Origin of the sequence: Thermoleptolyngbya sp. M55_K2018_002, from assembly GCF_015295965.1 — a bacterium.
Taxonomy (GTDB): domain Bacteria; phylum Cyanobacteriota; class Cyanobacteriia; order Elainellales; family Elainellaceae; genus Thermoleptolyngbya; species Thermoleptolyngbya sichuanensis.
The window spans coordinates 1-14034 of sequence record NZ_DVEA01000004.1 but is presented as its reverse complement, the minus strand read 5'-3'; the positions used below and the strand labels follow the sequence as shown (position 1 = coordinate 14034).

General features: G+C 56.7%; 14 protein-coding genes. 9 read left to right on the top strand and 5 right to left on the bottom strand.

Features of this window, described 5'->3' with window-relative positions:
* The coding region (locus IGS51_RS00120) for an alpha-amylase family glycosyl hydrolase (RefSeq protein ID WP_297074727.1) at positions 1–1178 on the top strand (1178 nt) is incomplete at its 5' end.
* Positions 1179–1181: 3 nt separating this feature from the next.
* On the opposite strand, the gene IGS51_RS00115 is transcribed toward IGS51_RS00120, so the two are convergent.
* Positions 1182–2216, bottom strand: coding sequence for an aspartate carbamoyltransferase catalytic subunit (locus IGS51_RS00115; protein ID WP_297074726.1), 1035 nt, complete (start codon positions 2214–2216; stop codon positions 1182–1184).
* A 166-nt stretch (positions 2217–2382) separates the two neighbouring features.
* Here IGS51_RS00115 and IGS51_RS00110 point away from each other — a divergent pair, with 166 nt between their 5' ends.
* The 4 genes from IGS51_RS00110 to IGS51_RS00095 all read left to right on the top strand — a co-directional run bounded on the left by IGS51_RS00110 (position 2383) and on the right by IGS51_RS00095 (position 5149).
* Positions 2383–3030, top strand: coding sequence for a hypothetical protein (locus IGS51_RS00110; RefSeq protein ID WP_297074724.1), 648 nt, complete (start codon positions 2383–2385; stop codon positions 3028–3030).
* Between the two features lie 130 nt (positions 3031–3160).
* Positions 3161–3805 carry a hypothetical protein gene (locus IGS51_RS00105; protein ID WP_297074723.1) on the top strand — a complete coding sequence of 215 codons (645 nt, stop codon included), beginning with the start codon at positions 3161–3163 and terminating at the stop codon, positions 3803–3805.
* Positions 3806–3825: 20 nt separating this feature from the next.
* Positions 3826–4263 carry an NUDIX hydrolase gene (locus IGS51_RS00100; protein ID WP_297074722.1) on the top strand — a complete coding sequence of 146 codons (438 nt, stop codon included), beginning with the start codon at positions 3826–3828 and terminating at the stop codon, positions 4261–4263.
* Between the two features lie 31 nt (positions 4264–4294).
* Positions 4295–5149, top strand: coding sequence for a M48 family metallopeptidase (locus tag IGS51_RS00095; RefSeq protein WP_297074721.1), 855 nt, complete (start codon positions 4295–4297; stop codon positions 5147–5149).
* Between the two features lie 22 nt (positions 5150–5171).
* On the opposite strand, the gene IGS51_RS00090 is transcribed toward IGS51_RS00095, so the two are convergent.
* A complete protein-coding gene (locus tag IGS51_RS00090) occupies positions 5172–5396 on the bottom strand; it encodes a hypothetical protein (RefSeq protein WP_297074720.1) in 225 nt (74 codons plus the stop codon).
* Between the two features lie 41 nt (positions 5397–5437).
* On the opposite strand from IGS51_RS00090, the gene nrdR reads away from it, so the two are divergent.
* The 3 genes from nrdR (at position 5438) to IGS51_RS00075 (ending at position 8381) form a co-directional block, all read left to right on the top strand.
* Positions 5438–5980 (top strand): transcriptional regulator NrdR, encoded by a 543-nt coding sequence (gene nrdR, locus IGS51_RS00085; RefSeq protein WP_297074719.1) that lies wholly within the window; start codon positions 5438–5440, stop codon positions 5978–5980.
* 507 nt (positions 5981–6487) lie between these two features.
* Positions 6488–7453, top strand: a complete 966-nt coding sequence (locus IGS51_RS00080; RefSeq protein WP_297074718.1) for a 30S ribosomal protein S1 — start codon at positions 6488–6490, stop codon at positions 7451–7453.
* 196 nt (positions 7454–7649) lie between these two features.
* Positions 7650–8381, top strand: coding sequence for an HAD family hydrolase (locus tag IGS51_RS00075; RefSeq protein WP_297074717.1), 732 nt, complete (start codon positions 7650–7652; stop codon positions 8379–8381).
* A 216-nt stretch (positions 8382–8597) separates the two neighbouring features.
* Here the strand turns inward: IGS51_RS00075 and IGS51_RS00070 are convergent, their stop codons facing one another.
* Positions 8598–9773 (bottom strand): SH3 domain-containing protein, encoded by a 1176-nt coding sequence (locus IGS51_RS00070; protein WP_297074716.1) that lies wholly within the window; start codon positions 9771–9773, stop codon positions 8598–8600.
* Positions 9774–10651: 878 nt separating this feature from the next.
* A complete protein-coding gene (locus IGS51_RS00065) occupies positions 10652–10948 on the bottom strand; it encodes a hypothetical protein (protein WP_297074715.1) in 297 nt (98 codons plus the stop codon).
* A 70-nt stretch (positions 10949–11018) separates the two neighbouring features.
* On the opposite strand from IGS51_RS00065, the gene IGS51_RS00060 reads away from it, so the two are divergent.
* Complete coding sequence (locus IGS51_RS00060; protein ID WP_297074714.1) at positions 11019–13169, top strand: polyribonucleotide nucleotidyltransferase; 2151 nt, start codon at positions 11019–11021, stop codon at positions 13167–13169.
* 126 nt (positions 13170–13295) lie between these two features.
* Here the strand turns inward: IGS51_RS00060 and IGS51_RS00055 are convergent.
* On the bottom strand, positions 13296–14034 hold a 739-nt coding region (locus IGS51_RS00055), incomplete at its 5' end, for a DUF4336 domain-containing protein (protein WP_297074713.1).

Sequence of the window (14034 nt, the reverse complement as noted above, 5' to 3'; positions counted from 1 at the left end):
CTGTGAAGGAATATCCCGGCGACTATAGCTGGGGCTACAACCCGCGCCACTTTTTCGCCACCGAATCGAGCTACGGCTCCACTGCCGACCTGAAACGGCTGATCGACGAGTGTCACCATCGGGGCATCCGCGTCATCATGGACGGAATCTATAACCACTCAGAAGCCTCATCGCCTCTGACGCAGATCGACCACGACTATTGGTATCACCACGAGCCACGCGATCCCGACAACAACTGGGGTCCAGAGTTTAACTACGAACACTACGATGAAAATCTGGAAACCTATCCTGCTCGCCGCTTCATTGGTGATACGGTGCGCTACTGGGTGCGCGAATACCATCTGGACGGTATTCGGTATGATGCGGCGCGTCAGATTGCGAACTATGATTTCATGCACTGGATCACGCATGAAGCCAAGGAAACCGCAGGCGCAAAACCATTCTTTAACATTGCTGAACACATTCCCGAAACCACGAGCATTACCAATGTAGACGGGCCGATGGATGGCTGCTGGCACGACAGCTTTTATCACACGGTGCTGGCCCACATCACGGGCGATACTTTTGATCTGGAAGCGCTCAAGGATGTCATTGATGCCAAGCGCCAAGGCTTTATGGGCGCGACCAATGTGGTGAACTATCTGACCAACCACGACCATAATCATGTGATGGCAGAATTAAGCGATCGCCAAATTTTTGACGAAGCCGCATTCCGTCGCGTGAAGCTGGGCGCAGCGCTGCTGATGACGGCGATGGGCGTGCCGATGCTGTGGATGGGCGAGGAATTTGGAGAGTACAAGTACAAAACGCCCGATCCCGCCAAGATTGACTGGACGCTGCTGAGTAACGACCTGAACCAGGGCTTGTTTGACTATTACAAGGGGCTAATTGCGCTGCGGAAACATAACGCCGCTCTGCACACCGAAAACGTCGAGTTTTTCCACGAAAATCCTGAAGTCAAGGTGTTGGCCTATACCCGCTGGAACAACGAAGGCTCTCGCGTGGCGGTGGTGGCGAACTTCTCTGACCAGTTTTTGGCAGGCTACACCGTGCCCAACTTCCCTGCCAATGGCATCTGGCACGAATGGACAGGCAACTACGAGGTGCTGTCTGGCGACGACCAGTTGATGACCGACCTAGGCGAGTTTGAGGCCAAGGTGTTTGTCTGGCAGGGATAGCCCTCAGCCTTTGCCGCTGCCCATCAGGTAAAGCAGCGCCATTCGCACGGCCACGCCGCTGGTCACCTGCTGCGAAATCAGGCTGAAGTCTGGATCGTCCATCAGTTCGGAGCTAATTTCCACGCCGCGATTGACCGGGCCGGGGTGCAGCACTTTGACGCTGGGCTTGCAGCGCTGGAGGCGATCGCCCGTAATGCCAAACTGCTGGTGATATTCGCGCAGGCTGGGCAGCAGGTGGCTGGTCATCCGCTCTTTTTGCAATCGCAGCGCCATCACAAAGTCGGCGTTTTCGAGCGCAGGATCGAGTTCCCAGTGGATGGTCGGCGGCAAGATAGAGGGTTGGGGAGTTGGGTTAGCCTGCTCCCCCGCTTTTTTCGACGGCGGTTTCACAAATTCTGCAAACCAGTGGGGCAGCAGCGTGGGCGGGCCGGCCAGGTGAACCTCTGCGCCGCTGGTGGTCAGGCTCCAGAGATTGGAGCGGGCCACGCGGGAATGCAGAATGTCTCCCACAATCGCAATTTTCTTGCCGCGCAGCAGATCCACGCGGGGATGGTCATGATCTAGCAGCGTGCAGAGAGTAAACAGGTCGAGCAGTCCCTGTGAGGGGTGTTCGTGCTGGCCGTCGCCCGCATTCAGTACGCCGACATGGGTATTGAGCCGATCCATTTCCTGGGCGATCGCCTGGGGCACGCCTGCGTCTTTGTGGCGAATCACCATCATATCCGTGCCCATTGCCAGATAGGTCTTCGCTGTGTCGAGGATAGTTTCGCCCTTGGTGAGGGATGACGTGCCAGGGGCGAAGTTGAGCGTGTCGGCAGAGAGGCGCTTGGCGGCCAGTTCAAAGCTGCTGCGGGTGCGGGTGGAGGACTCAAAAAACAGGTTAGTAATCACCTGCCCCTGGAGGGCGGGCACTTTTTTGGTGCGGGTAGATAGCACTTCGCGGAAGCTGGCCGCCGTTTGCAGCACGGTGTCATATTCCGCAGGCGAAAAGTCGGCCAGCGAAAGGACATGGCGGCGCGTCCAGTTTGGGGTCACCATAATGGTCATATGCAATACGATTTAGAGTTTAGACCATTGCTCTACTTCCTCCGCGCCCGATTCGGTAGAATCCGCAAAGTTTGGGGCGATCGCCCTTCTCCGCCGCCTTCCCGCTACCAAACCCTGCTGTTCGATCCGTCTAGAACCCTGTCATGAAATTTCCTGTATGAAACCGAGAGCGCTGAAACTGGGGGTGAACCGAATGCCAAGGGCGATCGCCCCAACCCGCCAACTTTCTGCCTGCCTGCTTTTCCTGCTGACTGTGCTGCTTTTGGCAGGCTGCGGGAGCCGCACAGCCCCCCCGCCCAACGCTGCATCGCCCCAGTCGCCAACTCGCACACCCATCGCAGCATCTTCCCCAGACCATTCCAGTCCTGGAAGCTCCGAGAAACCCGCCGCGCCCGCCGCCCCCGCCGCACCCCAGTCCCTCGCTGCACCGATTTCCCCCACTGCCGCCCCCCGGCTGACCACGGTCACGGTTTACCAGGCCGATGACCAGTGCGTGAACTTTGTGCCAGAGCAGGTGCAGGTGCCCGCCGACCAGCCGATGCAGGCGGCCGTGGGCAAGGTGCTGGAAAAACAGGGCGATGGTGACTTTGACCTGGGCGGCTATCGCGTCAGCCTGAATGCCCAAACGGGCGAAGCCACCATCGATCTGCGCCTAGTGCCGGGGTCAAAGCGGCAGATCGTTTCCCTGTCGGCGTGCGAACAGTTTGCGCTGTTTGGCAGCCTGCGCGAAACCCTGATGAAAAATCCTGAGTGGAATGTGAAGTCTGTCCGCTTTACGGAGCGTGGGGAGGAGATTGTATTGTGAAGGACGCGAAAGTAAACCGTCGCAGCATACTGAGGCAGAATACACAGAATACTAAGTCAGCGTTAGAGCCAATTTCTACGTCACTCAAGCATCCTGTTTCTAATTGCTCGATTCCCCAACCATTCCTCCCATGCCTAAAGCCCCCATCCTCCAGCCCGATCAGTCTTACACGTTTGCAGATTATTTCAGGCTCAACTTTGCGCCGAGGGATATTCTGGCTCATTTTGGGGTGACGCTCCAGAAGCGGGCGATCGCCTTTTCGCCTTATAGAGGAGAACTGGATCGACTAGATAGCCTGCAACAGCGCATTGAAGAGAGTCTCCCCCGACTCAGCCTGACCAGTGAAGCGGCGCGGCGCGAGTTTTTGATTGCCCCTGTGCTGACGGATGTGCTGCACTACACGCAAGCATTGCTGAATGTAGAATACCCAGTGGCGGTGAGCAATCAGCTTAAGGGATCGCTGGACTATTTTCTGCAAACGGACGTGACAGTTTTGGTAATTGAAGCCAAAAACGAAGACCTGGAGCGGGGATTTGTGCAGCTAGCAGTAGAGCTAATTGCGCTGGATCAGTGGATCGAGTCGGAGCAAGGGGTGCTGCCGGGGGCAGTATCGACCGGAAGCATCTGGCAGTTCGGCCAATTTGACCGACAGACACGACAGGTAACGCAGGATCTCAACCTGTACCGGGTTCCGGCAGATCTGGAGGCGCTGCTGCGAATCCTGGTGGGCTTGCTGAAGCCTGCACCGGGCGATAGCGTGGGGGCAGAACCTTAGCGCCTAGCCCAAATTCACTTATGTCTCAAGTTCATGTGGCGATCGCCATTCTGCATCAAGACGGTCAGTTTCTCCTGCAACTGCGGGACGATATTCCGGGGATCTATTACCCTGGTTGCTGGGGTTTCTTTGGGGGACATGTCGAGCCGGATGAAGCGCCCGATGTGGCAGTGCGGCGCGAACTGCTGGAGGAAATTGGCTACGCGCCCGCGCTGCTGGAGCCGTTTGCTCGGTATGACCTGGAAGACGTGGTGCGGCATGTGTTTCACGGTCGCTTGGACGTGCCTGTAGACCGCTTGCAGTTGAATGAAGGCTGGGACTTGGGCCTGCTCAGCCTGGAGGATATTCAGCGGGGCGATCGCTACTCGGCACGGGCGGGTCAGGTGCGTCCGCTGGGCCAGCCCCATCGCAAAATCTTGCTGGAGTTTGTGGAGCGGGGTTTTCTGAAGTCGGCTTGATTCAGGATTTTCGTGGATTAGACAAGTTTTTATGAGCGATGCGTTTAGCCAACCAAGAGAGCGGGGCGCAATGGGCCATCAGGGGGCGCTGGGTGCAAACACGGCAGGCGATTCTCTACCCCGTTCAAACGGGAGTTCAAACGGGAGTTCAAACGGCTTAAACTACCGCATTCGCGTCAGCAAGCGGGCCAAAAATATCAATATTCATGTCTCGCATTGGGGCGACGTGGAAATCGTCATTCCCCCCAGCGTTGACCCGCGCCAGGTGCCGGAGATTGTGGAGCGGCGACGGGAATGGATCGTGCGGACGCGACAGCGTTTTCTGGATCGCCAGGAAACCATGCCGCTGGACGTGGTGCAGCCCTTGCCGGAAGAGATCCAACTGCGATCGCTCCCCGAAACCTGGACCGTCATCTACGCGCCTGCCCCTGGAACCCATCTCACGGCCACCACCCGCAGCCCTTGCCAGCTTCACGTCCACGGCCCGACGGAGAATTTGGAAAGCTGCCAATCGCTCCTGCGGCGCTGGCTCAACCGCAAGGCGACCTACCACTTTTTGCCCTGGCTGCGGCAGGTGAGCCGCGAGATTGACCTGCCCTACACCAGCGCCTCTGTCCGCCAGCAAAAGACTCGCTGGGCAAGCTGCTCCAGCAAACGCACCATTAGCCTAAATGCCAAGCTGCTGTTTTTGCCTGCGCCGCTGGTGCGCTATGTGTTTATTCACGAACTGTGCCACACGGTTCACATGAACCATTCCGCCCAGTTTTGGGCGCTGGTGGGCAAAAAAGAACCCGACTATGAACGGCTGGATCGGGAACTGCAAAAAGCCTGGTGCTATGTGCCCGCCTGGGTCGAGCGATCGCGCCCCAGCAGCGCCGCCCAATAGCTCAATAAACTCGCCTCAAAGTCTATGTTAGAAATTTTGAAAACTGGAGTATCATGACACAGCCAAAGGACGCAAGCCGTGGATTGGGTGCTTCAGGAATCGACTCCAGTGGATTGCCAAGTGGATCAACAAGTGGATCGCCGGGTGAATTGCCGGAGGGCTGTTCTGGCGCTTGGGGGTGGGGGGCGATCGCCCTGCTCACCGAGAATCCCCGTGAAACCACAGCCGCACCCCAGATCAAGCCCATGTCATTATATTCTGTATAACCTTGCCTAAAAGGCGGTTCCCATGAGGTGTCCCTTCTGTCAATTTACCGACAACCGCGTTTTGGAATCTCGCTCGGCCGAGTCGGGGCAAAGCGTCCGACGGCGACGGGAGTGCCTGAGCTGCGGACGACGGTTCACCACCTACGAGCGCATTGAGTTTGTGCCCGTGATCGTGGTCAAGCGGAACGGCGCACGGGAATCCTTCGACCGCTCAAAGGTGCTGCGCGGCATCATGCGGGCCTGCGAAAAAACGGGTATTCCCCATCTAGAACTAGAAAATCTGGTAGACGAAATCGAGGCCGAACTTCAGCAGCGCTCCGTGCGCGAAGTGCCCAGCCAGGAAATTGGCGAACTGGTGCTGGATCGGCTGCAAGAGCTAAATGAAGTCGCCTACATCCGCTTTGCCTCGGTCTATCGTCAGTTTCGCGGCATTCGAGATTTTGTAGACACGCTCAACCAGCTTCAGGGCGCGTTGGGAAACGGCAGCAAGTCTGAGCGGAGAGGGGCGATCGCCCCCGCAGTTCTAGACCCCTCTGAGCAGGAAGACGAACTGGGTGTCTTATGAGGCAAGCCCCTGAGACAAGCCCCTGAGACAAACCACTGAGACAAGCCCCTTAAGACAGGCCCATAAGACAAACCCATAAGACAAATCACTGAACGTTCGCCCACGCAAGCCCCGTTCACCCATGAGTCTGCTGCAAATTTGGAGCAGCCAGCCGCTCAATGAAGCCCTGTTTGCGCGAGTTTCACCCAGACAGCCCCCCACGCGCGAGAAAATTGCAAAGTTATACAAGAATTCCGCAAAAGTCTGGCTACCTGAAGGGCGACCGTGGGGTATGATAGATCTCCTAGGGTTAGCAACAACTTCGGTGCTGCGCTTACAATAGAAGGCGGCTGAAAAATCAGCGTCTAAAACGCAGAATCTTGGAGTATCTGGTTACGCCCCTTTGGGTGTACATCTGTCAGGCCAGCGCTAGCTGATGCAGGCGGCGGTCAGGCATGTTGTGCATTAGCTTAAGGAGAATGTCGGCCCAACAAAAACTACGGAGACGAACACTAGGAAACGATTAGCATGGTCAATCAGGAAAAAGTAGACATTGGTTTTACGCACGAAGACTTTGCCGCTCTTCTCGACCAGTATGACTATCACTTTAGCCCCGGTGATATTGTGGCGGGGACGGTGTTTAGTTTGGAGCCGAGGGGCGCTCTGATTGACATTGGCGCTAAAACGGCCGCCTACATCCCCATCCAGGAGATGTCGATCAACCGCATCGATGCGCCAGATGAGGTGTTGCAATCCAACGAAACCCGTGAGTTTTATATCCTCACCGACGAAAACGAAGAAGGCCAGCTAACGCTGTCTATTCGTCGGATTGAGTATATGCGGGCGTGGGAGCGTGTTCGTCAACTCCAGGCAGAAGACGCAACGGTTCGCTCTGCTGTGTTTGCGACCAACCGGGGCGGTGCCCTAGTGCGGATTGAAGGGCTACGCGGCTTTATCCCAGGCTCCCACATCAGCACCCGCAAACCCAAGGAAGACCTAGTGGGCGAAGAACTGCCCCTGAAGTTTTTGGAAGTGGACGAAGAGCGCAACCGTCTGGTGCTGAGCCACCGCCGCGCCTTGGTGGAGCGCAAGATGAATCGCCTGGAAGTGGGCGAAGTGGTGGTCGGCACGGTGCGTGGTCTAAAGCCCTACGGTGCGTTCATCGACATCGGCGGGGTCAGCGGTCTGCTGCACATTTCCGAAATCTCTCACGACCACATCGACACGCCGCATAGCGTCTTTAATCAAAACGACGAAGTGAAGGTCATGATTATTGACCTAGATGCTGAGCGGGGACGGATTTCGCTGTCTACCAAGCAGCTTGAACCCGAACCGGGCGACATGGTGAAAAACCCCGATGTGGTTTACGAGAAGGCGGAGGAGATGGCTGCCCGCTGGCGAGAGCAGAAGCTCCAGCCCGCGCAGTCGGCTGATGCTGGGCTTTCGGAGACAGCAGACTACGAAGTGGAAGAAGTGCTGCTGGCTGCTGAGTAAGCGTCTAGCATTCGGAGTCCTGACTGCTTGAGGCTATAGGCTCAGTGCGGTAGGGCAAATGGACTGATTACAGAATGGATTGATCACAGCATGTTAATCGTTGGCGTTTCAGATAGAGACGCTTCTAACTGAGGAGGGATTGTCCCTCCTTTTTGTTTGTTAGGACTGACGCAGTTGGTGTGCTTTTGGGGCAAGGATGCTGATTCAGTGTGGCTCGGTGATGTTTCCAGACGTGCAGGCGGTGGTCTTCGATAAAGACGGCACGCTGGCAGATTCGGCGCATTTTCTGCGGGTGCTGGCCCAGCGGCGATCGCGCTTGATTGATGCCCGCGTTCCTGGCGTGGAAAGTCCGCTCCAGCTTTCCTTTGGGCTGGACGGGGATCAGTTAAATCCGGCTGGACTAATGGCCGTAGGCACTCGCCGCGAAAACGAGATTGCGGCCGCCGCCTACGTTTCGGAAACGGGACGCGGCTGGCTAGAGTCGCTGGCGCTCGTTCAGTCAGCGTTTCAGGAGGCAGATCAGTCCTTTTCTCGCAAGGCCGACCACACGCCCTGCTACAAAGACGTGGCAAAAACGCTGCAACGGCTGGCGGGTGCAGGGCTAAAGCTGGCGATTTTGTCGTCGGATACGACGGCTCAGGTGGTGGACTTTGTCGACCGCTACGCACTCACACCCTATTTGCAGGTGTGTCAGGGAACAGAGGAGGGGCCGAGCAAGCCCGATCCGATTTTGCTGGAACAGGTTTGTGGAAAATTGGGCGTGTTGCCAGGACAAACGCTGGTCGTGGGCGATTCTCAGGCGGACGTGCAGTTGGCGATCGCCGCTCGATCGGCCGGATGTATCGGCATCGCCCGCAATCCGGCTACTGTATCCGGCTTGGCAGGAGCCAGCATCGTGATTGAAAGTCTTCAGGAAATCCATCTCTGACGACATTGAAAGCAGCAAAAAGGAGTGTAGAACTAGGATTCTACACTCCTCACCCTTAGGACTTACGCAGTTGAACCATTTCTCGCAGGCTGCACCCGTGAGAAGTTGTCCAAAGCCCAGAAAGCTTATCGCAAGTGCGTAAGTCCTGACCTTAAAACGGAGTCTTGAGAAGAAGCTTACTCGTAAGCCACCCAATCCATCGACACCCAGCCGCCATCAGCTAAGCGACCCCAGCCGCCAAAGATTTCTACGATGTCGATGTAACTGCCATTGGCGATTTCGTCGATATCTAGATAGCCAAGACCAGGGCCGCTCCGGACGATCAGCGTGCCGCCGTTGGTGGAGACATAGTAGCCGCCGATGCCGCCGCCAGGACATCGACACCCAGCCGCCGCCAGACAGACGACCCCAGCCGCCTGAAACTTCGACGATCGTGACCGGTGTTCCATTAAACAACTCATCAATAATGGCAAAACCAGTGCCCGGGCCGTTGCGAACCAGCAGCGTACCGCCGTTGGTGTCCACGAAATAATTGCCGCCACCGCCGCCACCGCCACCGCCGCCACTGCCGCCAGGGCTGAGCCAGGACATCGACACCCAGCCGCCGCCAGACAGACGGCCCCAGCCGCCTGAAATCTCGACGATGGTGACCGATGTTCCGTTGAAGAGTTCATCAATAACGGCAAACCCAGTGCCCGGGCCGTTGCGAACCAGCAGCGTGCCGCCGTTAGTAGAGACGAAGTAGTTGCCGCCGCCGCCGCTAGAGCCGTCACCGTCGTCACCGCTGCTTTCAGATGTCCAGGCTCGCGAAATCCAGCCGCCGCCTGAGATGTTATACCAGCCGCCAGAGGAGCCCACCACGCGAACCACCGTGCCGTTGGACAGATAGTCGATGGGCGCAAAGCCAGTTCCCGGGCCGTTGCGGACGGTCAAGGGGCTGCCATTGGTCGAAACTCTGACGAAATCCGGCCCCCCATCATCGCCAGGGCCGCCAGTGCCGCAGCTAACGCCTACGTTGTAAATCGAGCCGCTCAGTCCGAGGCTGCTGGCGGTTGCCGGGCCGACTACGCCATCCACGGAAAGCCCCTTCGACAACTGAAACCGTCTGACAGCGGACAGCGTGTTGGAGCCAAAAACGCTGTCAATGGAGCCAGGGCTGAAGCCCGCCGAAGCAAGGGCGCTTTGCACGTCGCCTACCTGGAGGCAGGTATCGCCGAAGCGAACCACAGCTTGGGCTTCTGGCGCAACGCCGCCAACGGCAGATACGACGACTGCGGTAGAGAGGGTTCCCAGCCAGACCGAGCTAGGAATTTCCAGGCTTACCTGAAGTTCAGGAGCCGGATTCGGGTCTTCGTAGGCAACCGCAGCATGAATATATGCTAGTGATTCCATAAGTCTCCTCACTCGTTGAATACGAGTTTTCCATGTTTTTAGACAGAACCGAGGCTCAGGTTTAGTCAGGTTAAAACCCAAAAAAATCGACGCTTCTTGGGGCTATTTAAACCCAGGCTATTTCTCTCTAGAGGGCACCCGCAATATGAGAATCTGCGTGTTCTTGGAAAGAAATGGACGACGAAGAAGGGCAGCTTTAAACCTAAACTATTTCCTGAATTATCCTACGAACTCTGGAAATCGCAAAGTGGATCGTGCAAAAATCTTGATTTAGCAAGGGGGCGATCGCCCTGAATATTTCTAAATATGGGCAAACGGGCGATCGCAACAAATCTGTAAACCAGGGCTGATTAGGAAACCTACTCAGGAAAGGGCAAAGTCTGCCCGCGACATATTGTGTCGATCCGCTACATTTTGCCACTAAACTTCTAAAGAAATTCTGAAAACCGCGAACCTCAAAAGCCCCTGTCTTGTAGTACAAAAAGACCGGTTTGCATTTTTTCATTGGTCCGAATCTGGTGATGAGAATCACGGGCTGGCTTTTTTGGCCTGGTGGATCAAGGTGATGCAGCATACAAATTCTCACAATGATTCGACCCATCGCTTCAATTTGCCCGACTCTCCTTTCAGACCTAACGCTGAATCTGCGGTGAAAGCAACCCTCGCATTCACCCTATGGATTTGGCAATGAGTCGCTCTAAAAATCCCAACTGCGATCGCGATTTTGCCTGATCTTTGTCTGACTGAATGGGGCGGATGGCTGAGTTGAGACGGGTTGACTGCAAGATTCTGATTGGCAAGCGAGATGCTCAGAATAGAGCCTCAAAAGAAACGATCGCCTTGCGGGTTGAAAGGTCTCTCAGCTTGCTCCCTTGCGGTCAGACAATGCCCTCAAGAACCTGCTGATCCTGGTTCCTAAAACCAGTAGGACTTACACAGTTGGACAATTTCTCGCGGGCGCAGCCCGCGAGAAATTGTCCAAAGCCCAAAGCGCTTATTGCAAGTGCGTAAGTCCCGACCAGATTTAGAGGATTTGCAAAGCCGACAATGATGATAAATAGGTCGCTATTTTGCAGGGGCGGGAGGTGCGGACTAGGGGCGATCGCCGCCTCATTTGCAAAGCAAACTGCAACAGATTGAAACGGATATTTGCGTTCGCAAGCGGCAACGTTCATCCCTGCTGGGATTGCGCTACGATTGCGAGAGAAAGAAAAAAGTCAGGCAAGTAAAAGGAAATATCGCTTCATGTTCGACGAAATTGACAAGTCGATATCCTTCGATGGCAGGGATATTCGGCTGAAGGTGGGGCTATTGGCTCCCCAAGCAGGCGGCGCAGTGCTCGTGCAGTCAGAAGATACCGCCGTATTTGTGACAGCGACCCGTGCCTCAGCGCGAGAGGGAATCGACTTTTTGCCGCTGCTGGTAGATTACGAAGAGAGATTATACGCGGCAGGGCGGATTCCAGGTGGTTTTTTGAGACGGGAGGGGCGACCCCCCGAAAAGGCAACGCTCGTGAGTCGATTAATCGATCGCCCCCTGCGCCCTCTGTTTCCCGGATGGCTGCGGGACGACATTCAGGTTGTGGCCACTACGATGTCGATGGATGAGCGAGTGCCGCCCGATGTGCTGGCCGTCACGGGTGCTTCAATTGCCACGCTGCTGGCCAAGATTCCCTTCAATGGCCCAATGGCGGCGGTGCGTGTCGGGCTAATTGGCGACGACTTTATTATCAACCCCACCTACAAAGAGATTGAAGAAGGCGATCTCGATCTGGTGGTCGCAGGTTCGCCGGAAGGCGTGATCATGGTGGAAGCGGGCGCAAACCAGCTTCCGGAGCAGGACATGATCGAGGCGATCGACTTTGGTTATGAAGCGGTGCGCGATCTGATCCAGGCACAGCTTGACCTGATCAAGGAACTGGGCATCGAACTGGTGAAAGAAGCGGAGCCAGAAGTCGATTCTACGCTAGAAGATTTTATTGGCGATCGCACCACGCAAGCGATCAAAGAAATCCTGACGCACTTTGAATACACAAAGGGCGAGCGTGACGAAAAGCTGGACGAAGTGAAAGCCGCCGTTGCTGCTGAAATCGCAGAAATGCCCGAAGACAGCCCCATTCGCATAGCAGCCGAAGCCAACCCCAAAGCCCTGCCCACCGTGTTTAAGAGCGTCACCAAAAGGCTGATGCGGAAGCAAATTATCGAAGACGGGGTGCGCGTAGACGGGCGCAAGCTGGATGAAGTCCGCAAGATTAGCTGCCGCACAGGGGTTTTGCCCAGCCGGGTGCATGGTAGCGCCCTGTTTCAGCGGGAGCTAACCCAGGTGTTGTCGGTGGTGACGCTGGGCACCCCAGGCGACGCGCAGGAAATGGACGACCTGCACCCTGACGAAGAAAAGCGCTACATGCACCACTACAACATGCCGCCCTACTCGGTCGGGGAAACAAAACCGATGCGATCGCCCGGCCGTCGCGAAATCGGCCACGGGGCCCTCGCAGAGCGGGCGCTGGTGCCAGTTTTGCCCGAAAAGTCGGACTTCCCCTATGTTATCCGCGTCGTATCCGAGGTGCTGTCTTCCAACGGCTCCACCTCGATGGGGTCGGTCTGTGGCTCCACCCTGGCGCTGATGGATGCGGGCGTGCCCATTTCCAAGCCCGTCAGCGGAGCCGCTATGGGGCTGATCAAAGAAGGAGATGAAGTCCGCATCCTGACCGACATTCAGGGCATCGAAGACTTTCTCGGCGACATGGACTTCAAGGTGGCAGGCACCGACACGGGCATCACGGCGCTGCAAATGGACATGAAGATTACGGGGCTGCCCGTCTCGGTCGTGGCGGACGCGATCAACCAGGCCCGCGCCGCCCGACTGCACATCCTTGAAAAAATGCTAGCCGCCATCGACAAGCCCCGTGCGGAACTGTCGCCCTATGCACCGCGCCTGCTGACGATCAAAATTGACCCCGAATTTATCGGCATGGTTATCGGCCCCGGCGGCAAGACCATCAAGGGCATAACCGAGCAGACCGGAGCCAAGGTCGATATCGAGGACGATGGCACCGTCACCATTTCTGCCATCGACGGCGAAAAGGCAAAGGCTGCCCGCGCCATCATCGAGGGCATGACCCGCAAGCTCAGCGCAGGCGATGTCTATGTGGGCAAAGTGACGCGCATCATTCCCATCGGCGCATTTGTGGAATTCCTACCCGGCAAAGAGGGCATGATCCACATTTCGCAACTGGCGGATTATCGCGTGGGCAAGGTCGAAGATGAAGTCGCCGTTGGCGATGAGGTGATCGTGAAAGTGCGCGAGATCGACCAGCGCGGCCGGATCAACCTGACTCGTCTCGGCATTCATCCCGACGAGGCAACTGCGGCGCGGGAAGCAGCCGCGCAATAGATGAGCAGCCGATATCAATTAGCAGCCGATATCAACTGGGGGTCAGGTTTTAGAGCTTGGAAGGGCGAGGTGTTCAAACCAAGCTACTCTCCAGCCGTTGAAATTTAGCACCTGACCCCTAAAATCTCAAACGGGTTCCTTGGCAGCGGGCAAGATACCCCGGCGGCTGAATCCATTATCCAGGCGATTCAGAAGCTCCAAGTCCGCTTCGGGCAGGGCAGCCGATGGCGTGCCCGCTGTGGGGAGCGGCTTTTCTAGAAATGTAAAGGCACGGCGGAACTGACGTGAATCTGCCAGCAGCGGCGCATCCAGGTGGCAGGGCAGAATGCGGTGAAAGTCCCAGCCTGCGACCCTGGCGGCCCAGTCTAGCGTTTGCTGGGGGGCGCGGTTGAGGATGAGCTTTTGCAGAATGGGGGCGACGAGTAGCCGTCCGTCTTGGCGCAAGGCATCAAAGGACTGTTCCCAGCCTGGTTTCCAGCGAAAAGGATAGAGTCCGAAATAGTTGCGCCGAGAGCGATCGCCCACCTGTCTTGCCTCTGCAAACACCTCACCCCAGGGGGGGACCTCCAGTGCTCCGGGGCTAAAGTAAAAGGCAAATAGCGCAATTCGCCGCCAGCCTTTGAGGCGGTTGGTGGGTGTGTCTTCGGGGACTTCCGAAGCGCGATCACGGGCATGGAACAGCAGCGGAAATGGGTCAAGCTGCACCACAGGCGGCGGCTCAGCAGGAATTGAGACAATGGAATCGGTGAGCAGGAGGGAGTGCGATCGCCGATGAAAAAACGCCACTTCCTCAAAAGGTCCCACGCCAAGATGAATTGGCCCCAGCACGGCATAGTCAAACTCATCGGCAAAGGGCGCATCTTGC

Bases quoted from the DNA above. Each gene is read 5' to 3' on its own strand.
- IGS51_RS00115 (WP_297074726.1), bottom strand. From the start codon at position 2,216: ATGGTGACCCCAAACTGGACGCGCCGCCATGTCCTTTCGCTGGCCGAC.
- IGS51_RS00110 (WP_297074724.1), top strand. From the start codon at position 2,383: ATGAAACCGAGAGCGCTGAAACTGGGGGTGAACCGAATGCCAAGGGCG.
- IGS51_RS00105 (WP_297074723.1), top strand. From the start codon at position 3,161: ATGCCTAAAGCCCCCATCCTCCAGCCCGATCAGTCTTACACGTTTGCA.
- IGS51_RS00100 (WP_297074722.1), top strand. From the start codon at position 3,826: ATGTCTCAAGTTCATGTGGCGATCGCCATTCTGCATCAAGACGGTCAG.
- IGS51_RS00095 (WP_297074721.1), top strand. From the start codon at position 4,295: ATGAGCGATGCGTTTAGCCAACCAAGAGAGCGGGGCGCAATGGGCCAT.
- IGS51_RS00090 (WP_297074720.1), bottom strand. From the start codon at position 5,396: ATGGGCTTGATCTGGGGTGCGGCTGTGGTTTCACGGGGATTCTCGGTG.
- nrdR (WP_297074719.1), top strand. From the start codon at position 5,438: ATGAGGTGTCCCTTCTGTCAATTTACCGACAACCGCGTTTTGGAATCT.
- IGS51_RS00080 (WP_297074718.1), top strand. From the start codon at position 6,488: ATGGTCAATCAGGAAAAAGTAGACATTGGTTTTACGCACGAAGACTTT.
- IGS51_RS00075 (WP_297074717.1), top strand. From the start codon at position 7,650: ATGCTGATTCAGTGTGGCTCGGTGATGTTTCCAGACGTGCAGGCGGTG.
- IGS51_RS00070 (WP_297074716.1), bottom strand. From the start codon at position 9,773: ATGGAATCACTAGCATATATTCATGCTGCGGTTGCCTACGAAGACCCG.
- IGS51_RS00065 (WP_297074715.1), bottom strand. From the start codon at position 10,948: ATGAACGTTGCCGCTTGCGAACGCAAATATCCGTTTCAATCTGTTGCA.
- IGS51_RS00060 (WP_297074714.1), top strand. From the start codon at position 11,019: ATGTTCGACGAAATTGACAAGTCGATATCCTTCGATGGCAGGGATATT.